Origin of the sequence: Sphingobium sp. AP49, assembly GCF_000281715.2 — a bacterium.
GTDB lineage: Bacteria > Pseudomonadota > Alphaproteobacteria > Sphingomonadales > Sphingomonadaceae > Sphingobium.
The window spans coordinates 2,172,050-2,196,151 of the sequence record NZ_CP124576.1 but is presented as its reverse complement, the minus strand read 5'-3'; the positions used below and the strand labels follow the sequence as shown (position 1 = coordinate 2,196,151).

The window sequence follows — 24,102 nt, the reverse complement described above, 5'->3', positions numbered from 1 at the left end:
ATTTTCTGGCGGGAGACGCCCTATGGACCGATCGCGACGGGAGTTGATGGGCGGCATCGGCGCCGGGCTGGTGCTGGCCGGCATGAGCGGGAGCGCCGCCGGCGCCGCGCCGCCACGCAAGCTGGGCTATGCCATTGTCGGCCTGGGCTATTATGCCGTGGAGCAGATCATGCCCAATTTCGCCGGCTGCGACCATGCGAAGCTGGTGGCCCTGGTCAGCGGTACGCCGGCCAAGCTGGCGCAATATGGCGACCAATATGGCATCCCCAGGACGCATCGCTACAGCTATGCCGAGTTTGACCGCATCCGCGACAATCCGGACATCGACATCGTCTATATCGTGCTGCCCAACAGCCTGCATGCCGAATACAGCATCCGCGCCGCGCAGGCGGGCAAGCATGTGATGTGCGAGAAGCCGATGGCGGTGTCGGCCGCCGAATGTCAGGCGATGATCGCCGCCTGCGCCAAGGCCGGGCGCAAGCTGATGATCGGCTATCGTTCGCGCTTCGAGCCATACAACAAGCTGGCGATCGAACTGGCGCGGGGTGGCCATGTCGGGCCGACCCGGATCATCACCGCCGAACATGGCTTTTCGATCAAGCCGAACCAGTGGCGGCTCGATCGGCCGCTGTCGGGTGGCGGATCGATGATGGACATCGGCATCTATAGCCTGAACGCCGTGCGCTACCTGACCGGCGAGGAGCCGGTGGAGGTAAGCGCGATCGAGAGCACCGACCGCAGCGATCCGCGCTTCGCCACCGTCGAGGACCGGATCGACTTCATGCTGCGCTTCCCGTCGGGCATCATCGCCAATTGCGTGTCGAGCTATAGCTCGGGCCATAATGGCTATCGGGTGATCGGCACCCAGGGCTGGATCGATATGGAGCCGGCCACCCCCTATAGCGGCCAGACGATGACGATCCGCAAGGATGGCGTGACCGCGCCGCGCAGCTTGCCGGCGCCGGCCAAGAACCAGTTTGCCGCCCAGCTCGACCATCTGCCCGAATGTATCATCAATGGCACCACCCCGATCGTCGCGGGCGAAGAGGGCCTCGCTGACCTGCGGGTGATCGAAGCGATCTATCGCTCGGCTGCGGAGCATCGAACGGTTACCCTGCCCGCATGATCGATCGTCGTACCCTGCTGGCCGGGATGGCCGCCCTGCCCCTCACCCACGCCCTTGCGCACGCGGCCGACCTGCCGGCCGCGCGGATCGACCGGATCGATCCGGCGATCGACCGCATCATCGCGCCCGGCGCGCAGGTGGAGATATTGGCGCAGGGCTATCGCTGGGTCGAGGGGCCGACCTGGGCCGCGCCGATCGACGCCCTGCTGTTCGGCGATCCGCCGTCCAACATCGTTTATCGCTGGACCCGCAAGGATGGGGTATCGCCCTTCCTCTCGCCCTCCGGCCTGCAGACGGCGATACCCAAGGAGATACGCGAGGCGGGCCTCAACGGCATCGCGATCGACAGGGACGGCCATCTGGTCGGCGCCGACAGCGGCACGCGCGCGATCGTGCGGGTGGACCTCAAGACCAAGGCGCGGACGATCCTGGCCGACCGTTATCAGGGCAAGCGCTTCAACAGCCCCAACGACCTGACGATCGCGGCCGATGGCAGCATCTATTTCAGCGATCCGCCCTATGGCCTGACCGACGGCGACACGTCGCCGCTGCGGGAAATCGGCGTCAACGGCCTCTACCGGCTGACGCCCGATGGCATGGTCACGCTGATCGACGGCAGCCATCGCCGGCCCAATGGCGTGACCCTGTCACCGGACGGGCGCACCCTGTATCTGGCCCTGTCGGACGAGAAGCAGCCGCAAGTGCTGGCCTATAGTCTGGGCGCCGACGGCCTACCGACCGGCCAGCGCCTGTTCCGCGACATGGCCAGGGAACTGGCGGCGGGCGAGCCGGGCCTGCCCGACGGGATCAAGACCGCGCCGGACGGCACGGTCTTCGCCACCGGCCCCGGCGGCGTCCATATCTGCGCGCCGGACGGCCGGCTGCTCGGCAAGATCCGCACCGGCAAGGCGATCGCCAATTGCTGCATCGGCGAGGGCGGCAAGACATTGTTCCTGACGTCGGCGGACCGGCTGGCAGCGGTGCCGCTCGTCCGGTAGCGGATCGGAAACTCTTCTATTCCAATCACGCGGTTGCGCTTGCGGCGCGGCGACGCCAGCTCTTGGGCTAGAGAGTAAGCTGGAAGGCCCAAGATGAAGAAGATCGGTTTCCTGTCCTTCGGCCATTGGTCGCAGGCCCCCTATTCCGCCACCCGATCGGCGAGCGACGTGCTGCTGCAATCAATCGACCTGGCCGTCGCGGCCGAGGAACTGGGCGCAGACGGCGCCTATTTCCGCGTCCATCATTTCGCGCGCCAGCTCGGATCGCCCTTCCCGCTGCTGGCGGCGGTCGGCGCCAAAACCAGCCGGATCGAGATCGGCACCGGCGTCATCGACATGCGCTATGAAAACCCGCTCTACATGATCGAGGATGCAGGCGCGGCCGACCTGATCAGCGGCGGCCGGCTGCAACTGGGCATCAGCCGGGGTTCACCCGAACAGGTGATCGATGGCTGGCGCCATTTCGGCTATGCGCCCGCGGAAGGACAGAGCGACGCGGACATGGGCCGGCGCCATGCCGAAGTGTTTCTGCGCCTGCTGAACGGCGAAGGCTTTGCCAAGCCCAATCCCAATCCGATGTTCCCCAATCCGCCCGGACTGCTGCGGCTGGAGCCGCATTCGGACGGACTACGCGATCGCATCTGGTGGGGATCGGCGTCCAACGCGACCGCGATCTGGGCGGCGCAGATGGGCATGAACCTGCAAAGCTCGACGCTGAAGGCCGATGAGACGGGCGAACCCTTCCATGTGCAGCAGGCCCAGCAGATCCGCGCCTATAAGGCAGCATGGAAAGAGGCAGGTCATGCGCGCGAACCGCGCGTGTCGGTGTCCCGTTCGATCTTTGCCCTGATGAACCAGGACGATCATGACTATTTCGGGCGCGGCGACGGCAAGGACCAGTTCGGCGTGATCGACAATATGCAGGCCGTGTTCGGCCGATCCTATGCCGCCGAGCCCGAACTGCTGATCGAGCAGTTGAAGGCGGATCAGGCGATCGCCGAAGCGGACACGCTGTTGCTGACCGTGCCGAACCAGTTGGGCGTCGCCTATAACGCCCATGTGATCGAGTCCATCCTGACGCATATCGCGCCGGCCCTGGGCTGGCGCTAGATCAGGACGATTTCAGCATAATAGACTGCGTCATTGCGAGCGCAGCGAAGCAATCCAATCCGCGCTCCTGTGGATTGCTTCACTTCGTTCGCAATGACAATTCCAATGATCAGCGATAGCGGCCCATCGTCACCTTGAGCCAGACCGGCTTGTCGATGAGGTTGAGGCCATAATCGGTCTGGTCGCCGTTCCAGATGCGGTCGAAGACCCAGTTGTCGCCTTCGAAATGGCCTTCCTCGACCTTGACGATCATGCCGTTGGCCGGGGCGCCGTCGCGCGAGCCGAACTGGACGCGGACATGGTCGCCGGTGAAGAGAAATTCATTGGCCGACAGTTGCGCCACGACCATGCCGCCGACCATCGCCTTGTCCCAGGCCGGGGTGTCGGCATTGGGGAACCATTCGCGCTGGCCGAACTGCCACTGGCCAAAGCTGGCCGTGACCGTCCAGTCGCCCATGGTGGTGCTGAGCGGCGTGCCGTCGTCCGGCCGCGCCGCGCCCCAGGTCGGGTGAGCGAAGGCGATCTTCGCCCAGGGGCGCATGGCTGCGCCGAGTACGCCGAATTTGGACGCGAAGGCGTGGATGGTCGCGTCGTCGAAGCTCTTGGCGCCGAGCGGATAGTTGAAATAATCGGCATCATCCATGCCGAAGGGCGCGAAGCCGATCGCGCCGCGCCCCAGCGCCGACCAGAAATAGCGGGCATATTCGGCGGCATTGCCGATTTCGGGCACCATCAGCGCATTGTCGGGCCTTGTGTAGAGATCGAGATGCTTGAAGACGTTGCGGCTGCCCCGGTCATAAATGTCGGGCGCGGCGAGATCGAGCGAGGGGGCCGCCGCCTTCCAGATGTCGATCACGTCACCCTGCGGCCCGCCGCTCGACACGGTCATCGGATCGACCGGCTTGTAGGGATCGGTCAGCGAGGCGTTCACATACATGGGCAGCGGCTTGATCGCCTTGCCGGCCTTGGCCAGTTCCTCGATATAGCGGGCGGTGTACCAGGTGTTGAAGCTGCGATCCGCCGTTTCACCGAACACGCTCCTCCAGCTGCCCGCCGGCTTCTTGAGCGCACGGGTCAGCTCGGCCGGGACCGGACCGTCGAACAGTTTCTGCGCGACGGCGCTGAAGTCGCGGGGATTCTGGTAGCTGCCGACTTCATTTTCGGGCTGCACCATGATGACCGTATTCTGCGCATCATGGTCGCGCACATAGGTCATGAGCTTGAGGAACGCGCGCTTGTCCGCCGCCAGCGTGGCGGCGCCATGGGGCGAGAGCACGCCATGATCCTTGCCATCGGCGGTCTTCATGCGCGGGAAGCGGCGATTGTCGAGCTTCACCCAGTCGGGGGTATAGGCAAGGCCGGTATTCTTCCAGGCGCCGAACCAGAGGAGGACGATGCGCTTGTCATGGGCGCGCGCCTCGTCGAGCAGGGTCTGGACGAAGCTATAGTCGAACTCGCCTTCCTTGGGCTCCAGCTGTTCCCAGGCGACCGGCACTTCAACCGTATTGGCGTGGATGCTGTCGAGTCGGTCCCAGACCTGCTTCAGGGGCGTCGCATAATTGCTGCTGTTATTGACCTGACCACCCAGCATCAGGAAGGGCGCGCCATCGACGATCAGGGCGTGGCGGCCATTCTTGCTCTCGATATGCGGCACTTGTCCGCCATTCTGAGCCAGCGCGGGGGTGGCGAGCAGCATGGCGCCCGTGAGCAGGGGAAGAAGATTGCGCATCAGATCGGGTCTCTCAGGGCTGTTCGTCTAGGGAAAATATGCGGGTGGCGGCGGTCCATTTGGCGCCGGGAACGGACCAGGGCAACGGCCGCTGGACACCGTCCATCTGCGCTTCCCAGGCCTGCACCGCCGGATCGGCGGCGTCGGCCGCCGCCTTCGCCGCCGGGTCGAAATCCGGGCCAGTCTCCATCAGCATGACCAGCCGGTTGCCGCTGCGATAAATGTCCATCGCCCGGACATCGGCAGCGCGGATGCTGGCGCCGATGGCCGGCGGCAGTGCGCCCGATGCGTGCCAGGCCTCATATTGGGCGATAGCGGCCGCATCGTCGGCCAGGTCGATCAGCAGCACATGACGCATCACATCACCCAGCCGCCGTCGATCACATGGACCGCGCCGGTGGTGAAGGCGGCATCGTCGCTGGCGAGATAGAGGACAAGGCCGGCAATCTCCTGCGCCTTGCCGAGGCGCCCCATCGGCTGGCGTGCGACGAAGGCGGTCTGGGCGGCTTCATAGTCGCCGGTGTCGTGCAGTCGCTGCTGCAGCGAAGGGGTGTCGACGGTGCCGGGGCAGATGCAGTTGCAGCGAATGCCCTGCCCGACGAAATCGGCGGCGACCGCCTTGGTCAGGCCGATCACGCCCGCCTTGGTCGCGCCATAGGCAAAGCGGTTGGGGATGCCCTTCACCGAGCTGGCGATGGAGGACATGTTGACGATCGCGCCCGCGCCCTTTTCCACCATGCCCGGCAGGAAGGCCGAAATGGTGTGATATTGGGCGGTCATGTTGAGCGCGACGGCAAAGTCCCAGTCGGACTGGCTGCATTCGAGAATATTGCCCGCATGGACCACGCCGGCAATGTTGGCGAGGATGTCGATCGGGCCGATGTCTGCGGCCAGTGCGCGCACGGCGGCGCCGTCGGTGACGTCGAGGGCGAGCCGTTCGCAGCCCTCCAGCCCGTCAAGCGCATCGAGATCGCGGTCGGTGGCGAAGACGCGGGCGCCCTCCGCCACGAAACGCTCGACCGAGGCGCGGCCGATGCCGCGGGCGGCGGCGGTAATGAGTGCGGTCTTGCCGGCGAGGCGGCCGTTCTGCGGGGCGCTCATGCGCGCGCCACCATCGGCAGACATTCGGGACCGATGGGATCGAAAGCCTTGTAGGTCAAAATAAACTCCTGATGGCCCAGTTGTTCGGAAAGGCTGCGCTCGCCCGCCGCGACGGCGAGGATTGCGTCGTAGATTTCCTGCCCGACATCGTCGAGGGTCGCTTCCCCCTCCAGGATGCGGCCGGCATTGACGTCCATGTCGGCGGCCAGGCGGCGGCCGGTTTCGGGATTGGCGCAGATCTTGATGACCGGCGAGATCGCCGATCCGACCACCGATCCGCGCCCGGTGGTGAACAGGGTGACATGCGCGCCGCAGGCGATCAGCTCCACGATCTCGGCATTGTCGGAGATGTTGGGGAAGCCGAAGCGCGGTTCGCCATCGGGCACGACGTCGAGCAGATAGAGGCCACCCATCGGGGGAATATCGCCCGGCTTCAATATGCCGTCGATCCGCGAGCTGCCCGACTTGCTGTAGGCGCCCATGGATTTTTCCTCCTGGGTGGTGAGGCCGCCTTCGGCATTGCCCGGCGCGAAGCTGCCAAAGCCCATGACGGTATAATAGGCCTCCGCCTTCTGCACGCAGGCCTCGATCGCGGCGGCGAGTTCGGGCGTGGCGGCGCGGTCGGCCATGATCTTCTCGCAGCCGACCAGTTCGCCCGTCTCCTCGAAGATGCAGGCCGCCCCTTCCGCCACCAGCCGGTCAAAGGCGCGGCCGACCGCCGGATTGGCGGTGATGCCGCTGGTGCCGTCCGACCCGCCGCAGATGGTGGCGACGACCAGTTCCTCGACGCCCATCGGCACGCGCTCGACCGATGCGATCTGCGCCCGCACCCGTTCGACCGCTTCCAGCCCGGCGGCGATGGTGGCGGCGGTGCCGCCCTTTTCCTGGATCACCAGCAGTTCGGCCGGGCGGCCGCTGGCCTCCACGACGGCGCGCAGCTTCTCACGATTGAAACTTTCGCAGCCGAGCGAGACGATGACGAGGCCACCGACATTGGGATGGGTGGCGATCGCCTCCATCACCTTGGCCGCATAGGCATTGGGATAGCAGCCGGGGAAGCCGATCAGCTGGACATCGGGATCATCGGCCTTGTCGACGATGCGGCGCGCGACATGGTGCGCGCATTCGACCAGATAGGCGACGGCGACGACATTGCGGATGCCCTTGCGCCCGTCGGAACGGAGCCAGCCCTGGATCATGCGCCCTGCTCCAGCGCGGTGCGGGTGTGGCTGCTGATATAATCGCTCTTCATATTGTGCATATGGACCCATTGGCCAGCCGCGACCGGGGCCGTCATCGACCCGATCGGCGCGCCATATTTGATGACCTTGTCACCCTGCGCCAGCGCCATACGGGCGATCTTGTGGCCGATCGCGATGCCTTCGCGCGCGGGGATGGTGCCGCCGGATACGGGCAATATGTCGCCCGCCTCGATCGCGCTGACGCAGATCAGCACATTGTCGTCGGGGTGCAGCAGGATGAGGCGGCTGTCATGTTCAAGCATGGCTGTGGGCCTTGGCAAGAGGATGGGCACGGGCGGCCGCGTCAAGCGCCGGCCAGAGCGTGTCGGGAATTGCGGCGCCCAGACGGGCGATCGTGTCATGGACCTGATCCGCGCCGACCAGGCCGGGGATCACGGCCATGACCTGCGGGTGGCGCAGCGGATATTGCAGCGCGGCGGCGGGCAGCGCGACGCCGGCGTCGCGGCAGAGCGCCGCCATGGCATGGGCGCGGGCGAGGATCGCCGCATCCGGTGCGGCATAGTCGAAATGGAGCGGGCCGCTGAGATCGCGGGCGAGGATGCCGCTATTATAGGGGCCGCCGACGATGACCTGCACATCGACGCTGGCGCAGCGGTCGAGCAGCTCCTCCGCGCCGCGATCGAGCAAAGTGTAGCGGCCGGCGATCAGGATCGCGTCCAGTTCCACCCGGTCGAGCAGGTCGTGGCAGATCGCGACCTCGTTCACGCCGATGCCGATCGCGCCGATCGCGCCGGCATCACGCAGGTCGCGCATCGCCCGATAGCCGCCGTCAAGGAAGGCGGCGAGATGATCGGCATGCGCGTCGCCATGGGTCAGGCGGCCGATATCATGGGCGAGAAGCAGGTCGATCCGGTCGCGGCGCAGGCGCTTCTGGCTGCTTTCGAAGGAGCGCAGCACGGCGTCATGGCCATAATCGAAATGCGGCTCGAACGGGTCGGCATCGACGAAGCCATGGCGCTCGCCCTGCGCTTCGGTGGGCCGCAGCAGGCGGCCGACCTTGGTCGAGACCCGCGCCTTGCCCTGCGGGTCATGTTCGGCCAGCGCCGCGCCCAGCCGCCGTTCGGCAAGGCCAAAGCCATAATGGGGGGCGGTGTCGAAATAGCGGATGCCGGCGGCAAAGGCGGCGTCGAGGGTCGCGCGCGCCTCCGCATCGCTGACGACGCGATAGAGATTGCCGATGGGCGCGGTGCCCATGCCCAGGGTCGGGAAGTCGATCATGCGGCGGCTCCCTGCGTGACGCGATAGAGGCGGGCGGCATTGTCGGCGAAGATGGCGCGATGGGCCGCGACCGGCAGCGATGCGCGGGCGCGATCGAGCCAGGCAACATAGTCGGACGCGAGGGTCAGCACCGGCCAGTCGCTGCCCCAGAGCAGGCGATCCGGGCCGAACAGGGCGAGCAATTCTGCGATGAAGGGAGCGGCGGCGCCGTCCCTTGCCCCCGGCGCCAGCTCGGTGAGCAGGCCCGACAGTTTGCAGGCGACATTGGGGCAGGCGGCGAGATCGGCCATGGCGGCGCGCCAGTCTGCCGGGATCGCCTCGCCGACCAGCGGCTTGGCAGCATGATCGATGATGATGCTGAGGTCGGGCTGCCGCCGGGCCAGCCGGGCGAGCGAGGCGAGATGCTGCGGGCGCACCAGCGCGTCGAGCACCAGGCCATGGCGGGCGAGCGCCGCGAAGCCGGGCGCCAGTTCCGGATCGTCGAAACAGTCGGGCGCGCGGCCCTGCATCATCGGGCGAATGCCGACCAGTGGCCCGGCGACCTGCAGCGCCGCGACGCGGGCGGCGACATCGCCGGTAAGGTCGACCCAGCCGACGACACCGGCGATCCGATCCGTCCCCGCCGCGAGCGCGAGCAGCCAGTGGGTGTCGGCTTCCGATTCCTGGCTCTGCACCAGGATCGCGGCATCGACCTTGTTGGCATCGAGCTGCGCGAGCAGATCATCCAGCCCATAGTCGCGATGGATCGCCGGCAGGTCTGCGCCGGGCCAGCTGCAATCGTTGCGGCCGAGCTGCCAGAGATGGACATGGGCGTCGATCATGCCGTCCCGCCCTTCCCGCGCATCACATGGGCATAGGCCGCGACCACCAGGAAGCAGAAAGCGGGCACCGCCATCGCCGCGTTGATCGTGCCGGCCATGTCGGAAATCAGGCCCATGACGGCGGTCAGCACCGCGCCGCCGATGATGGCCATCACGATCATCGATGCGCCCGGCTTGGTCAGTGGGCCAAGGCCGTCGAGCGAGAGGACGAAGATGGTCGGATACATGATCGACATGAAGAAGCTGGCGGCCACCAGTGCTGCGACGCCGGGCAGGCCGAGCCAGATCGAACCGACCAGCGCGAGGCCGAGATTGACGAGCGCGAAGAGGCGCATCAGCCGCGCGCCATCGAAGCGGGTGAGCAGCGCCGCACCGGCGAAGCGGCCGGCCATGAACAGGCCGAGCGACAGGGTCAGCAGCCAGGCGGCATGCTGGGCGGTGATGCCCGGCAGCGCGGCCTGCGCATAGCGGATGAGATAGCTCCAGATGCCGACCTGCGCGCCGACATAGAAGAATTGGGCAGCGATACCCGCCAGATAGCGCGGGCGACGCAGCAATTCCCGATAGCCTGCGAGTGGCGCGGCATCGGCATTGCCCTCGACCGCAGCCTTCGGGAAGGGCGTACGCCCCAGCAGAAAGGCCCAAGCCAGCACGACGATCGCGATCAGCAGATAGGGCAATTGTACGGCGGCGGCGGCAGCAGCACCCTGTGTCGGCGCATCGGACAGGATCAGGGTGGCGCCCAGCGCCACGCCGGTGATGGATCCCAGCGGATTGAACGCCTGGGCAAGGTTAAGCCGCCGGGCCGCGCTGGCGGCGTCTCCCAGCACCGCGACCATGGGATTGGCAGCCGTCTCCAGAAAGGCGAGGCCGCTGGCGATCACGAACAGGGCGAACAGGAAGAAGGGATAGCTGACCACGGCAGAGGCCGGCAGGAACAGCAAGGCGCCGAGCGCGAACAGCAGCAGGCCCAGGATCACCGTCGCCTTGTAGCCGAAACGTTCGGCGGTGATGGCAGCGGGAATGGCAAAGCAGAAATAGCCCATATAGAAAGCGGACTGGACCAGCCCCGAGGCAAAGTCGGAGAGAGCAAAGGCGTGCCGGAAATGGGCGATCAGCACGTCGTTGAGATTATTGGCGAGGCCCCAAAGAAAGAAGAGGCCGATCGTCAGGATCATCGCCGCGCGAGAGCCTTGCTCCGCCGGTCCTTTTTCTACCCTTGCATCGGCCAGCATCATCATCCTCTCTTTGCCGGGAAAAGTCGGTGGGTCCGTCCCTTTTGAGATCGGACCCACCCAGTCGGGAGGAGGCTAGAAATGCCCCCGGCACGGATCAATAGCTGAGCCGCGCCGTCAGGCTGATGCGACGATCGTTGACGACCACGTCACGCGGACGGCTGTCGATACCGAAATAGGTCGCACGACGGGTGTTGGTCAGGTTCGTGCCGTCCAGCGCCAGCGCGAACTGCGGCGTCACATTATAGCTGATCGACGCATCGAGCTGACCGAAGGGCTTGTTGAACACCGGCAGGCTGCCGGTGCCGTTGCCCGCCGTGGTGACGACATATTTGCTGCGCCAGTTATAGGCGACGCGGGCCGACAGGCCGCCCTTTTCGTAGATGCCGACGATATTGTAATTATACTTCGACAGCAGTTCGAGCGGGACGTTGGTGACCGGGCCGCTAGTGGCGGGCGACGGTGCCTGCGAGTCCACATAGGTGAAGTTCGCCTGCATGCCGAGGCCGTCGAACGGACCGGGCAGGAAGTCGAAGAACTGCTGATAGGCGAGTTCAAAGCCCTTCACCTTGCCCTTGGCGACATTATTGTAAGACGTCACTTCATACTGGTAGCTGTTGCCATTGTCGAAGGTGACGTCGCGATAGGACACGGCGGTCTGGATGTAGTTCTTGATATTCTTGTAGAAGGCCGCTGCGGTCAGCGAGCCGGTCCGCGAGAAATACCATTCCAGCGTGGCGTCCAGATTGTCCGACTTCATCGGCTTGAGGTACGGATTGCCGCCGCTGGTCGTGTGGATCTGATCCTGCTGGGCGGAACCCGGTTCGCTGACGGTCAGGCTGGGGTTGAGCTGCGTGAAGTTGGGACGCGAAATGTTCTTCGCGGCGGCAAAACGCAGCTGCAGATCGTCGGTCAGGTGGACGCGCAGGTTCAGGCTCGGCAGGACCGAGGTATAATCCTGCGACACGGCGATCGGGTTGAACACGGTCGGGCCGCTGACTTCATTGCCGTTCGCATCCAGCACGATCGAGGTCTGCTGATAATAGCCCGACACGTCGAGATTGGTGCGGACCACGCGGACGCCGATATTACCGTCGACCGGATCGGCCTTGAAGAAGGCGGTAGCATAGCCGGTGAAGGTCTTCTGCCGCTGCTGGTTCGTGCCGCTCTGGGTATAGGCCGGCGCGCTGGCGATACCCAGCGTGTCGAGCGTATCCTGATAGTTGCGGATGATGCCACGGTTGAAGGCGATGATGTTGCCGAACAGGTCCGCGTCACCCCGGAAGAAGTCGCCCAGATCGACATTTTCCAACTGGGTCGGAACGCTGCTCAGGCCGGTGTAACGATAGCCGGTATCGATCGTCTTGTTCTTGCGGTCGGCATAGCGCAAGCCCGCCTTGATCGACGACAGGATGCCGGCGTCGAAGCGATATTCGGCGTCCAGGCGCGCGGTCTTGTCCGACGCCTTCGACTCGTTGAGGTTATCGAGATAGAAGGCGCTGGTGTAGGTGGCCGGGTTGGTGAGACCAGTGCTCGAACCGATATTCACAACCGGGACCGAACCCGAAATATCCTGATACAGCGTGTCGGCGGTACCGTTCAGACCGACGATCGAACGCAGATTCTTGGTCTTGGCATCGACATACTGGCCATCGGCGGTGATGGTCAGCTGGTCCGAAGGCTTCCACTTCATGTTCAGCGAATAGTCCGTCGTGGTCGAATGACGGGTCTGGGCGCTGGTGTTGTTGCCGATCGGCAGATCGATGAAGGTGCCGCTCTGGAAATCGCCGTTATCGGCATAGGTGAAGGGCGCGCCCGCCTGCGGGATGATCGCGCTGCCCGAGCTGTAGGCGAAGAAGCTATAGTCGTCGAAACGGAACTTATAGTCCGAACGGAAGACTTCTGCGGTCAGCTCCAGCGTGTCGCTGGGGCGCCACTGAAGCGCAACGTCGGTGCCGAGGCGACGACGATCGCCATAGACTTCGCCGATGCCGGTGCCATGCGGCAGGGTCGTGGTCTGGCCGGTGCGGCCCAGGCCCGCCAGCACGGCGGCGTCGGTCGCGTTGGTCGGATCGAGCGTGTAGAAGGGCTCGGTCGAGATCGTGTCCTGACGGAAGGCGGTCTTCTGGAAGGAGACGCTGGCAAGAATGCCGATTTCACCGATGCCGGTGTCCCAACGGTCGCTGACCATCAGCGAGGCCGAGGGCTTGAACTTGTCGGTCAGGTCGAAATAGCTCTGGGTCGCGGTGGCGGCGACCTTCAGACCGTCAAAGTCGAACGGCTTGCGGGTGCGGAAGTTGATCGTGCCCGACAACTGGTCCTCGATCAGGTCGGCCGACGGGTTCTTGTAGACGTCGATGCCGGCCAGCAATTCGGACGGGATGTCTTCCAGGCTGAGCTGGTTGGCGCCCGAGGCGGTGAAGATGTCGCGGCCGTTAAGTTCGGTGCGGACCTGGGTCAGGCCGCGGATCGCGACCGAGCTGCCTTCGCCATATTGGCGCTGCACCTGGATGCCGGGGATGCGCTGCAGCGCTTCGGCCACGTTGCGGTCGGGCAGCTTGCCAATGTCTTCGGCGACGATCGAGTCGACGATGACGTCGCTGTTGCGCTTGATCGACTGGGCGCTGGAAAGGCTGGCGCGAACGCCGGTGACAACGATGTCCCCTTCGGACGCAGCTTCAGGCGATTCGGCGTTCGTGGCGGTGGTGGCACCGACGGCGTCCTGCGCCATGGCGGGCGCAGCGCAACCCAGCACGATACCGGCCAGCGAGATACCCGCCAGCAATTCCGCACGCGACGGAATATACAGATTCTTGAACATGTTAACCCTTCCTCTCCCACGGCTCCTGCGCGGAGCACTGATCGACTTCGGCGCCGCACACTGGCCGCGGCAAGCTCTTCCCTGACGCCGCCTTCTCGCTATTGGGAGCGATACCAAACGGCGCGGTCCTATTACGCCCGGTTTCGCATTTGTGAAATATAAAAATTGATTTCACCTGTAGATGGTGTGTAGGAGGAGGCTAACGGATGATGGCGCTACCATAGGCGATGGCGCCCGCTTGGTGAGGGGACCGGAATGAATGGCAAGACGCGCTACCAGGCGCCCGCTCTAAAAAAAGGGCTGGAAATACTGGAGCTTCTGGCCGGTGCCAGCGAACCGATCATCATGTCCGACATTTCCACCGCGCTCGGCCGATCGGTCAGCGAAATCTTCCGCATGCTCCAGGTGCTCGAAGAACATGGCTATATTGCTCGCGCCGAGGACGGCTATCGCCTGACCAACCGCCTGTTCACCTTGGGCATGAGCCAGCCGCCGATCCGCGACCTCGCCTCCACCGCCCTGCCGATCATGCAGGACCTGGCCCGCAATGCGGGGCAGAGCTGCCACCTTGGCGTGGTGTCGGGCGTGGAAATGGTGGTCATCATCGCGATCGAAGCGCCGGGGCTGTCGGGCTTTGCCGTGCGCGTGGGCTATCGCCGACCGCTTCACCGCTCCAATTCGGGCCGCATCCTGCTGGCTTTCCAGTCGCCTGAAAATCGCGAGGCGATGCTCAGGGAAATCCGGGCAAGCGATCATATGATCGAGGAATTGGACCTGGTCGCGCGGCTGGATGCGGCGGTCGCGACAGGCGGCGCGGTCTCGCCCAGCCCCATGCTGACCGGCATCACCGACCTGTCCGCCCCGATCCTGGTCGGCGGCGTCGCCCGCGCATCGCTGACCATGCCCTTCGTCGACGGCGCGGCCAATCGCGCCAGCATCGACCAATGCAATGATCTGGTCCGTGCGGCGGCGCAGGCCATCGGCACGGCCGTGTCACCGATCATGACGGCGCCATCCCGTCCCCTGGAGGAAGAAGAATGACTGTCCTGGATCGCCGCACCGCGCTGATCGCCGCAGCCGGTCTCGCTGCACTGCCGCGCATCGCCGGCGCCCAGACGACCGCCGCCGACGAAGTGATCGAACTGTGGCCGGCCTCCCCGCCGGGCAGCACTGGCGCGCGGATCGTCCGCAAGGTTGCCGACCAGTCGAAAGATCCTGCCAAGCCCGACCGCTTCGTCACCGGCATTGCCCGCCCGGTGCTGGTGGTTCGCCGTCCTGCCCGCCCCAATGGCGCGGCGATGCTGGTGGTGCCGGGTGGCGGATATGGCTTCCTGTCCTACGACAATGAAGGGACCAGCCAGGCGGCCTGGCTCAACGAACGGGGCATCACCGCCTTCATCCTGCTCTATCGCCTGCCCGGCGAAGGCTGGGCGCAGCGGCAGGATGTGCCGTTGCAGGATGCGCAGCGGGCGATGCGGCTGATACGGGCTCGGGCTGTCACCTTCGCTGTCAACAAAGGCCGCGTCGGCGTGCTCGGTTTCTCGGCCGGTGGTCATCTGGCAGGGTCGCTGGCAACCCGCCATGGCGAGCAGGTCTATGCCCCGGTCGATGCCGCCGATCGCGAAAGCGCGCGGCCCGATGTCGCCGGCCTCATCTATCCGGTGGTCAGCCTAGACGCGCCCTTCACCCATGGCGGGTCGCGCGACAATCTGCTGGGCGAAGGTGCTAGTGCCGAGATGCGCCGCGCCCGATCGGTGGAGATGCGGGTGGATGCCCAAACATCACCCGTCTTCCTGGTCCATGCCAGCGACGACGGACTGGTGCCGCCGGCCAACAGCATCGCCCTGTTCCAGGCGATGGAAGCCGCCAGGCGGCCGGTCGCGCTCCATATCTTCGAGGATGGCGGCCATGGCTTTGGCACCCGCCTGCCCAGGACGATGCAGGCGTCGGCCTGGCCCGACCTGTTCATGACATTCGCCGCCAAGCAGGGATTGATCCCGGCATGACATATGCGCTGCCTGTCCTGTTCCTGCTGATGGCAGGCACGGCGCAGGCCGCGCCGAGCCATTATCAGAGTTCGCCCGAGCGGCGCACCGTCGCGGACAAGGATTGGGGGCCATGGCTTGGCCCGTTCCGCGCGAAGCTGGTGCCCAGCCTGATGCAGGATTTTGGCGAACGCTATCTCTATGCCCCGGCCAATGCAGCCCTGCCCGCGCCGAAGGCCGGCGAACAGCGCGTCGTGTTCCTGGGCGATTCCATCACCGATCGCTGGAACCTGGCGGCCAGCTTCCCCGGCAAGCCCTATGTCAATCGCGGCATCGGCAGCCAGGTGACGGCGCAGATGCTGCTGCGCTTCCATCAGGATGTCGTGGCGCTGCAGCCCAGAGTGGTGGTGATCCTGGCCGGGATCAATGACGTTCAGGGCTTCCTGCAGCAGGAAACACCCGAACAGATCGAGGCCAATTGGGAAGCGATGGCCGACATCGCGACCGCCCATCATATCAAGGTCGTGTTCGGATCGATCCTGCCGGTCAACAACTATAGCGACGCGGCGAAGGATGTGGTGGCGGAGCGCAAGCCGGCCGAACTGGTGGCGCTCAATCAATGGCTGCGCGCCTATTGTGCGCAGCATGGCCATGTGTTCGCAGACTATCACAGCGAGATGGTCGACCAGAATGGCCTGATGACCGCCGCCTATACCCAGGATGGCGTGCATCCGCTGGACAATGGCTATGCCGTGATGGCGCCGATCGCTGCCAGGGCGATCGCGCAGGCGCTAGGAACAAGGAAATGAGGACGACGATGCTGCGTTTCACCGCTCCCCTTCTCGCTGCGGCCTGCGCGCTGGCGCTGGCCGCGCCGGCCCTGGCCGAAACCAAGGTGCCGGGCGATCCCCATGCCGACGATCCGGTCGGCATTGTCGCCGATCCCTGCCCCACCCATGAAAAGCCCAGCGACGAGGCCGGCTGGAAGCTGTGGAACCTGCACATGCTGACCCGCGATTTCGGGCAGCTCTGCCGCTATGCCGCCGCCAACAAGGCGATCGAGGGCCAGAAGGTGCGCGTCGTCTTCATGGGCGATTCCATCACCGACAACTGGATCAACCTGGACCCGACCATGTTCCAGAACGGGCTGGTCGATCGCGGCATCAGCGGCCAGACGACGCAGCAGATGCTGGTGCGCTTCCGCAATGACGTGATCGCGCTGAAGCCGCAGGCGGTCCACATCATGGCGATGACCAACGACATCGCCGGCAATACCGGCGCGGCGACGATGGAAACGGTGCTGGGCAATATCCAGACCATGGCCGACCTCGCCCGTGCGCACGGCATCAAGGTCATCATCGCCTCCGTGCCGCCCGCTGCCGCCTTCCCCTGGAGCCCCGGCATGACGCCCGCGCCGCAGGTCGCCGCGATCAACACGTGGCTGGCCGACTATGCCCGCGCCAACGGCTTCACCTTTGTCGACTATCACAAGGCGATGGCGCAGACCGACGGCGCGATGAAGCCGGGCCTGTCCAGCGACGGCGTCCATCCGACCAAGGAAGGCTATGCCATCATGCGCCCGCTGGCCGAGGCCGCGATCGCCAAAGCGCTGGGAGCCAAGTGATGCAGGATTTCGGACGCCGATCCTTCCTGGCGGGCGCGGCTGCGCTGGGCCTGGCCAATGCCGCCCGTGCGGCCAGCCCGATGGGCACCGCCAAGGGGCCGGTGCAGGCCAACTGGCCCTCGCTGGTCAGCAATTACCGCTATCCCGACTGGTTCCGCGACGCGAAGCTGGGCATGTGGTCGCATTGGGGGCCGCAATCGGTGCCGGCGCAGGGCGACTGGTATGGCCGCTTCATGTATATGCAGGGCCACCCGATGTACGAGCATCACCTCAAGACCTACGGCCATCCGTCGGTCGCGGGGATGAAGGACATCCAGAACCTCTGGACCGCCGACAAGTGGGACCCCGATGCGCTGATCGCCAGATATCAGAAGGCGGGCGCCAAATATTTCATGGCGCTGGCCTGCCATCACGACAATCTCGATTGCTATGACAGCCGCTATCATGCCTGGAACAGCCTGCGCGTCGGGCCGAAGAAGGATATTGTCGGCATCTGGGAAAAGGCCGCGCGCCGCGCGGGCATGAAGTTCGGCGTGTCCAACCATGCCGCCCATGCCTGGCACTGGTATCAGCCCGCTTATGGCTATGATCCGGTCGGCCCGCAAAAGGGCGTGCGTTACGACGCGTTCCGGCTGCGCAAGGAAGACGGCACGGGCAAATGGTGGGAAGGCCTCGACCCGCAGGAACTCTATACCGGCGGCCATGCCGTGCTGCCCGACGGCATCGACACGATCGAGGCGATGGACAAGTGGCACGACGCCAATAATGGCCAGTGGATCGAGACCGGGCCGAAGGATGACCCGGCCTATGTCACCCGCTGGCTGCTGCGCCAGACCGACCTGGTCGCGAAATACAAGCCCGACATGGTCTATATGGACGATCATGAACTGCCCTTCGGCCCGGTCGGGCTGGAAGCGGCGGCGGACTATTATAACCGCTCGATCGAATGGCACGGCAAGATCGACGTGGTCATGACCGGCAAGCAGTTGAAGCCCTATGCCCGGTTCGGCATCGTCCAGGATGTCGAGCGCGGCTATACCGACCATATCTGGGACGAACCCTGGCAGACCGATACCTGCATCGGCGACTGGTTCTACAATGTCGCCCGCCTGACCGACAAAAGCTACAAGAGCGCCGAGCAGGTGATCCAGCGGCTGGCCGATGTCGTGTCGAAGAACGGCAATCTGATGCTGTCCATTCCCCAGCCCGGCGACGGCGCCATCGACAGCGAGGCGGAGAAGATCCTGGACGCCATGGCCGGATGGATGGTGCATGGCGGCGAGGCGATCTTCGGTTCGCGGCCGTGGAAGCGCTATGGCGAAGGGCCGACCCAGGCGATCGTCGGCATGCAGAATGAGGAGAAGGCCAAGCCCTTCACCGCGCAGGACATCCGCTTCACCACCAACAAGGGCGCGCTCTATGCGCTGTTCCTGGGCAAGCCCGCCGGATCTACGACCATCCGCTCACTGGCGCGCGGCCAGGTCGCTGGCACAATCGAGCGGGTGACGCTGCTCGGCGGTGGTTCGCTACCCTTCCGTCAGGATGGCGCGGGCCTCCACTTCACCATGCCGCACGGCATCGATTTCGTCCCCGCCGTCCGCATCGACGGTCGGGGTCTGGTTTAATGCAAGTACAGGGAATGACAGGGATGATCGCAACAGGCTTCAAGGCAAGATTGGCAGGCATCGCATTGGGTGCGTCCTGCATTGCCATCGCCGCCCCCGCGCTCGCCGCACCGATGGCGCTGCTGGACCGCAACGGCGCCAAGGTCGCCATCGAACCCTATGCCCCGAACATCGTGCGCGTCACCATCGCCGTCGATCCCGATCTGGCGCAGGCGGCACCGGGCGAAGGCCCCAATGCCAAGACCGACACCACCGGCTGGAACCACAGCAGCAACGCCACCGGCGACATCTTCACCTCGTCGGCCCTGTCGCTGACCGTCGATGCCCAGCCCTGGCCCAAGGCACCGACCCAGATGGAGCGTTATTTCGCCCCTGCCCTGCCACCGGTCAGCCTGTCGGTGAAGGATGCCAGCGGCACGGTCCTCACCAAGATGACCGGCTGGGAAATGTCCCCGGTGACGGTCAATGGCGAGAAGACCTTCAAGGTCGGTGCCAGCTTCGACGCGCCGCTGGACGAGCATTATTACGGCCTGGGCCAGAACCAGGAAGGCTATATGGATCTGCGCGGCAAGCAGATCGACTGTTCGCACAGCTATGATGCGCCGGCCGGCGAGACCGTCTGCGTGCCCTTCCTGGTCACCAACAAGGGCTATGGCATCGTCTGGGACAATCCCGCCCGCACTTTGGTATGGCCAGGCCTGCACAGCTCCACCCGCTTCCAGAGCCAGGTCGGCGAGCGCGTCTCCTTCTTCGTCATCACCGGCAAGACCACCGACGAACTCTATGCAGGCTATGCCAAGCTGACCGGCGCGACGCCGTTGCCGCCCAAGGCCGGCTTCGGCCTGATCCAGAGCAAGGCGCGCTACGAAAGCCAGAAAGAACTGCTCGACATCGCCAATGGCTATCGCCAGCGCAATCTGCCGCTCGATGTCATGGTGCTCGACTGGTTCTACTGGACCCGCATGGGCCAGCTCGACATCGACCGCACCTATTATCCCGATCCCAAGGGCATGAACGACCAGCTCAACGCCATGGGCATGCGATCGATCATCAGCGTCTGGCCGCGTTTCGAGCGCGAGGGTCGCTATTTCGAGTTTCTGAAAGCCAAGGGCTGGTTCCTGCACGACAAGGACGGCTTGCCCGTAGACGGCCTGCCGATGCGCTCCGACCGGGCCGGCGCGCTGATCGACAGCACCAATCCGGAAGCGCGCGAATGGTTCTGGGGCAAGATCCGCGACAATATCGCAAGCCAGGGCTTCGACTGGTTCTGGCTGGACGAGACCGAGCCGGACCTGATCCCCGATGGCTATCAATATTCGATCGGGTCGGGCGATCGTTATCACAATCTGTTCCCGCTGGTGCACACCACCGGCGTGGCCGAAGGGTCGGAGCGCGACCGCCCCGGTTTCCGCAACATGATCCTGGCCCGCGCCGCCTATCTGGGTTCACAGCGCAATGGCGGCCTGTTCTGGTCGTCGGACGTCAAATCAACCTGGGAAGCGCTAGAACGGCAGGTGCCCGCCGGCCTCAACTTCACCGCGTCGGGCCTGGCCTATTGGGGCAGCGACATTGGCGGCTGGCAGTGGCCGAGCGGTCCCAAGGCGCAGAACCCGATCCTGGTCGATCCGACCGGGGCGACCGCGATGGGCGCGGACTATCCCGACTATCCCGAACTGTTCGTGCGCTGGTTCCAGTATAGCGTGTTCACGCCGACGCTGCGCATCCATGGCCAGCGCCCCGGCACGGCGCTGTGGGAATATGGCAAGGCGGCCGAGCCGATCCTGGCCGACTGGCTGCGCCTGCGCTACACACTGATGCCCTATATCTATGCACTGGGCCGCCACACCTACGACAGCGGCGCGCCGTTCATGCGCGGCCTGTTCATGGACTTCCCCAACGATCCCAAGGTGTCGGACATCGGCGACCAATATATGTTCGGCCCCGCCTTCCTGGTCGCCCCGGTGACCAAGCAGGGCCAGACCAAGCGGTCGGTCTATCTGCCGGCCGGCACCGCCTGGTATGATTATTGGACCAACCAGAAGTTCGAGGGCGGCCAGACGATCGAGGTCGACAGCCCGATCAACCGCATCCCCCTGTTCGTGAAGGCTGGGTCGATCGTGCCGATGGGCGTGCAGATCAAGAGCACGGCCGAACGCCAAGCGCTGGAAGGCATCCGCGTCTATCCCGGTGCCGATGCCCGCTTCACCCTCTATGACGATGACGGCAAGACCAATGATTATCGCAAGGGCGGCATGAAGGCCGAGCTGGTCTGGGACGACAAGGCAAAGACGCTGACGAGCAAGACGAAGCTGCCCACCGGCCAGGCCATCAGCGGCCTGGTGCAGATCGTCGGTCAATAAGGAGACAAAGAAGATGACGGGTATCAATCGCCGCGAACTGGGTCTGGGGCTTGGCATGGGTCTGGGCGCCGCCGCGCTGGGCGCGGGCCTGGCCGGGTGCAGCTCCGCGAGCACCCAGAATGCGGCGGGGGCTGCGCCGCAAGGCGACCTCGCCTTCCCCTCCGACTTCCTGTGGGGCTGCGCCACCGCCGCCTATCAGATCGAGGGCGCCGTGAACGCGGATGGCCGTGGGCAGACCAACTGGGACGTGTTTTCGCACACGCCCGGCAAGGTCGCCAATGGCGACACCGGCGATATCGCCTGCGACAGCTACAACCGCTATCAGGACGATATCGCCCTGCTGAAGGCGCTGGGCGTCAAGGCCTATCGCTTCTCGATCGCCTGGTCGCGCATCTTCCCCGATGGCCGGGGCCAGCCCAACGCCAAGGGGCTGGATTATTATAACCGGCTGGTCGACGGACTGCTGGCGGCGGGCATCACCCCGCATGTCACCATGTTCCACTGGGACCTGCCCAATGCCCTGCCGGGCGGCTGGCAAAATCGCGACACCGCTTACGCCTTTGCCGATTATGCCAGCTACACGGCCGGCAAGCTGGGCGACCGCGTCAACCATTTCATGACGCTCAACGAACTGCGCTGCTTCACCGACCTCAGCTACATGACCGGCGGCAAGGCGCCGGGCCTGAAGCTGCCGATGAAGGAGGTGAACCAGGTGCGTCACCATGGCGTGCTGGCCCATGGCCTGGGGCTACAGGCGATCCGCGCCGCGACCAAGGCGGGCACGCAGGTCGGCATTGCCGACAATCCCAACATCTATGTGCCCGCGATCGAGACGCCCGAGCATATCGAGGCGGTGAAGAAGGCGGTGCGCGAAGAGAACGCCATGTTCCTCACCGCGATCATGGAAGGCCGCTATATCGACAGCTATCTGACCGCGCAGGGCAAGGACGCCCCGGTGGTCAAGGATGGCGACATGAAGCTGATCGGCGCGCCGCTCGATTTCCTGTCGGTCAATGTCTATACCGGCAACACCGTCCGCGCCGACGAGACCGCGCCGTCGGGCTACAAGATCCTGCCGCATCCGGGTCAGGCACCGCGCATGCCCTCCCCCTGGCTCTATGTCACGCCGGAGGTCATCTATTGGGGGATGCGCGCCATAGCCGAGAACTGGAAGCCCAAGGGCCTCTATATCTCCGAAAATGGCTGCTCGGCCGACGACAAGCTGGCGGAAGACGGCAAGGTCTATGACACCGACCGCGTCATGTATCTGCGCAACTACCTCACCCACCTCCAGCGCGCGACCCGCGAAGGCATCCCGGTAAAGGGCTATTTCGTCTGGAGCCTGATGGACAATTTCGAGTGGGAGGATGGCTATACCAAGCTGTTCGGCATCCACCATGTCGACTTCAAGACCCAGAAGCGCACGCCCAAGCTCAGCGCCGACTGGTATCGCGAACTGGTGCGCACCAACAAATTGGTGTGATATCGACCGGCCCGGCATCCCATGATGCCGGGCCGTTTTCCTATCGCCTTATTTCTTCGCGTCGGTGCGATATTCGAGCGCCGGCCCCTTGTCGCCCAATAGCGAGCGGTAGACGAAGTCCTGGCCACGCCGACGATCCAGTTCGGCCTTCGCTTCCGTCAATATATCCGGGCTCTGGAACAACTGGGCAGCGGTCAGCGCCATCGCCTTGGCCGCAACCACGGCCCCCTTGGTGCCCACGCTGGTGCCACTGGCCGCAACCGCCTGCCAACTGTGCGGCGGGGTGCCGGGTGCCCAGGTGGCAGCGACCATGCCGACCGTCGGCGTCGTGTAGCTGACATCGCCGACATCGGTCGACGCCGGGGTCAGGCCGCCGCTGCTATAGGGTTCGACACTGCCGTCACCCATCCGTGTCCCCTTGGGAAAGCTCGACTGGATCTTGGTGATGAAATCCTGTTCCTGCGCGGTATAGCTGGGCAGCGCTACCTGCTTGAGGTTGTCGTACATCACATGGCCCAGCACGTCGTTGGGCAGCAGGTCGAACGTGCCGCCCACCTGGTTGAACTCCACCGTCGTGCCGGTACCCAGCGCTGCGCCCTCGGCTGCCTTCTTCACGCGCTCCATGATGTCGGCGACCACCTGCTGATTGGGGTGGCGGACATAATAATAGACCTCGGCCGTGTCGGGCACGACATTGGGCGCCTTGCCGCCATCGGTGATGACATAATGGATGCGGGTTTCCTGCGGCACATGTTCGCGCATCATGTTGACCATCGCGTCCATCGCCTCCACGCCATCGAGCGCCGATCGCCCGCGTTCGGGCGCAGCGGCCGCGTGTGCAGCGATGCCGTGAAAACGGAATTTACCGCTGATATTGGCGAGCGCCGTATTCTGTGACGCGCTGTTGCTGTCGGCCGCATGCCAGTGGATCATGGCGGACACATCCTTGGTCAGGCCTGCGCGGACGATGAAGACCTTGCCCGATCCGCCTTCTTCTGCCGGCGTACCATAAAGGCGCAGTTCGCCCTTGATCTTGTGTGCGACCATCCAGTCCTTGGTAGCTATGGCAGCGGCAACAGATGCGGCGCCAAAGAGGTTATGGCCGCAGCCATGGCCCGCCGCGCCGTCCAGTGGCTTGCGCACCGGCTCGGCTGCCTGGGGCAGACCCGGCAGGGCGTCATATTCGGCAAGCAGGCCGATCACCGGGCCATCGCCGGTCCGGAAACGGGCGATGAAGGCGGTCGGCATGCCGGCAACGCCGGCCTCGACCGTGAAGCCGGCGGTCTTCAGTTCCTGCTGCAACAGGGCCGAACTCTTCGTCTCCTGAAAACCGACTTCGGCATAGTTCCAGATCTGCAGGGCATTCTTCGCCAGCGTATCGGCGCCGCGATCGACATCGGCCATGATTGCCATCCGGTCGCCGTCCGCCAGCGGTCCGGCCAGCGCCGGCCCCGATACACCCAGTGCGAGAAGGCCGACAAGCGAGCGGACAAAGCGTGGCATGGACAGATCCCCTGAAGCTGCAATGCGGGATAGCGCCAGCGCGTTCCCGATGGTGAAAGCGCTTATCGATCAGGGGCATGGATACCGCCATCACAAAACTG

20 protein-coding genes are annotated in these 24,102 nt (G+C 64.9%); 10 read left to right on the top strand and 10 right to left on the bottom strand.

The genetic code is table 11. The features are described from left to right. Positions 1-22 precede the first annotated feature (22 nt). The 3 genes from PMI04_RS10705 (at position 23) to PMI04_RS10695 (ending at position 3,234) form a co-directional block, all read left to right on the top strand. Positions 23-1,126 carry a Gfo/Idh/MocA family oxidoreductase gene (locus PMI04_RS10705; protein ID WP_007712325.1) on the top strand — a complete coding sequence of 368 codons (1,104 nt, stop codon included), beginning with the start codon at positions 23-25 and terminating at the stop codon, positions 1,124-1,126. Continuing rightward, complete coding sequence (locus PMI04_RS10700; RefSeq protein WP_007712323.1) at positions 1,123-2,124, top strand: SMP-30/gluconolactonase/LRE family protein; 1,002 nt, start codon at positions 1,123-1,125, stop codon at positions 2,122-2,124. Before PMI04_RS10705 ends, PMI04_RS10700 begins: the two co-directional genes overlap by 4 nt. A 93-nt stretch (positions 2,125-2,217) precedes the next feature. Next, positions 2,218-3,234 carry an LLM class flavin-dependent oxidoreductase gene (locus PMI04_RS10695; protein WP_007712321.1) on the top strand — a complete coding sequence of 339 codons (1,017 nt, stop codon included), beginning with the start codon at positions 2,218-2,220 and terminating at the stop codon, positions 3,232-3,234. Between the two features lie 109 nt (positions 3,235-3,343). Here PMI04_RS10695 and PMI04_RS10690 read toward each other — a convergent pair whose 3' ends face one another. From PMI04_RS10690 to PMI04_RS10650, 9 genes are all read right to left on the bottom strand, one after another. Next, positions 3,344-4,963 (bottom strand): DUF5597 domain-containing protein, encoded by a 1,620-nt coding sequence (locus tag PMI04_RS10690; RefSeq protein WP_007712319.1) that lies wholly within the window; start codon positions 4,961-4,963, stop codon positions 3,344-3,346. A gap of 13 nt (positions 4,964-4,976) precedes the next feature. Further along, complete coding sequence (locus PMI04_RS10685) at positions 4,977-5,321, bottom strand: L-rhamnose mutarotase (protein ID WP_007712318.1); 345 nt, start codon at positions 5,319-5,321, stop codon at positions 4,977-4,979. Then, positions 5,321-6,088, bottom strand: coding sequence for an SDR family oxidoreductase (locus PMI04_RS10680; RefSeq protein ID WP_037486823.1), 768 nt, complete (start codon positions 6,086-6,088; stop codon positions 5,321-5,323). The genes PMI04_RS10685 and PMI04_RS10680 overlap by 1 nt, the downstream gene beginning before the upstream one ends. Then, positions 6,061-7,263 carry a UxaA family hydrolase gene (locus tag PMI04_RS10675; RefSeq protein WP_007712313.1) on the bottom strand — a complete coding sequence of 401 codons (1,203 nt, stop codon included), beginning with the start codon at positions 7,261-7,263 and terminating at the stop codon, positions 6,061-6,063. Before PMI04_RS10675 ends, PMI04_RS10680 begins: the two co-directional genes overlap by 28 nt. Further along, on the bottom strand, positions 7,260-7,568 hold the full coding sequence (locus tag PMI04_RS10670; RefSeq protein WP_007712311.1) for a UxaA family hydrolase: 309 nt from the start codon (positions 7,566-7,568) through the stop codon (positions 7,260-7,262). Before PMI04_RS10670 ends, PMI04_RS10675 begins: the two co-directional genes overlap by 4 nt. Beyond that, positions 7,561-8,544: an aldo/keto reductase gene (locus PMI04_RS10665; RefSeq protein ID WP_007712309.1), complete on the bottom strand. Its 984-nt coding sequence runs from the start codon at positions 8,542-8,544 to the stop codon at positions 7,561-7,563. Before PMI04_RS10665 ends, PMI04_RS10670 begins: the two co-directional genes overlap by 8 nt. Beyond that, entirely contained in the window at positions 8,541-9,365 is an 825-nt protein-coding gene (locus tag PMI04_RS10660; protein WP_007712308.1) for an amidohydrolase family protein, read from the bottom strand. The genes PMI04_RS10665 and PMI04_RS10660 overlap by 4 nt, the downstream gene beginning before the upstream one ends. Then, positions 9,362-10,600, bottom strand: a complete 1,239-nt coding sequence (fucP, locus tag PMI04_RS10655; RefSeq protein WP_007712306.1) for an L-fucose:H+ symporter permease — start codon at positions 10,598-10,600, stop codon at positions 9,362-9,364. Before fucP ends, PMI04_RS10660 begins: the two co-directional genes overlap by 4 nt. Before the next feature lie 97 nt (positions 10,601-10,697). Then, positions 10,698-13,421 (bottom strand): TonB-dependent receptor, encoded by a 2,724-nt coding sequence (locus PMI04_RS10650; protein WP_007712304.1) that lies wholly within the window; start codon positions 13,419-13,421, stop codon positions 10,698-10,700. Between the two features lie 255 nt (positions 13,422-13,676). Here PMI04_RS10650 and PMI04_RS10645 point away from each other — a divergent pair, with 255 nt between their 5' ends. From PMI04_RS10645 to PMI04_RS10615, 7 genes are read left to right on the top strand one after another with little or no spacing between them, the layout of a single operon-like run. Continuing rightward, positions 13,677-14,462, top strand: a complete 786-nt coding sequence (locus PMI04_RS10645; RefSeq protein ID WP_007712303.1) for an IclR family transcriptional regulator — start codon at positions 13,677-13,679, stop codon at positions 14,460-14,462. After that, a complete protein-coding gene (locus PMI04_RS10640) occupies positions 14,459-15,427 on the top strand; it encodes an alpha/beta hydrolase (RefSeq protein ID WP_007712302.1) in 969 nt (322 codons plus the stop codon). Before PMI04_RS10645 ends, PMI04_RS10640 begins: the two co-directional genes overlap by 4 nt. Further along, a complete protein-coding gene (locus PMI04_RS10635) occupies positions 15,424-16,215 on the top strand; it encodes an SGNH/GDSL hydrolase family protein (RefSeq protein ID WP_007712301.1) in 792 nt (263 codons plus the stop codon). The genes PMI04_RS10640 and PMI04_RS10635 overlap by 4 nt, the downstream gene beginning before the upstream one ends. An 8-nt stretch (positions 16,216-16,223) precedes the next feature. Further along, positions 16,224-17,030 (top strand): SGNH/GDSL hydrolase family protein, encoded by an 807-nt coding sequence (locus PMI04_RS10630; RefSeq protein WP_007712300.1) that lies wholly within the window; start codon positions 16,224-16,226, stop codon positions 17,028-17,030. Continuing rightward, positions 17,030-18,655, top strand: a complete 1,626-nt coding sequence (locus PMI04_RS10625; protein WP_007712299.1) for an alpha-L-fucosidase — start codon at positions 17,030-17,032, stop codon at positions 18,653-18,655. Before PMI04_RS10630 ends, PMI04_RS10625 begins: the two co-directional genes overlap by 1 nt. Before the next feature lie 23 nt (positions 18,656-18,678). Next, positions 18,679-21,015: a TIM-barrel domain-containing protein gene (locus tag PMI04_RS10620; protein WP_007712297.1), complete on the top strand. Its 2,337-nt coding sequence runs from the start codon at positions 18,679-18,681 to the stop codon at positions 21,013-21,015. Between the two features lie 13 nt (positions 21,016-21,028). Beyond that, positions 21,029-22,498: a GH1 family beta-glucosidase gene (locus PMI04_RS10615; protein ID WP_007712294.1), complete on the top strand. Its 1,470-nt coding sequence runs from the start codon at positions 21,029-21,031 to the stop codon at positions 22,496-22,498. Positions 22,499-22,546: 48 nt separating this feature from the next. Here the strand turns inward: PMI04_RS10615 and PMI04_RS10610 are convergent, their stop codons facing one another. After that, positions 22,547-24,001 carry an amidohydrolase gene (locus PMI04_RS10610; protein WP_007712292.1) on the bottom strand — a complete coding sequence of 485 codons (1,455 nt, stop codon included), beginning with the start codon at positions 23,999-24,001 and terminating at the stop codon, positions 22,547-22,549. Positions 24,002-24,102 lie beyond the last annotated feature (101 nt).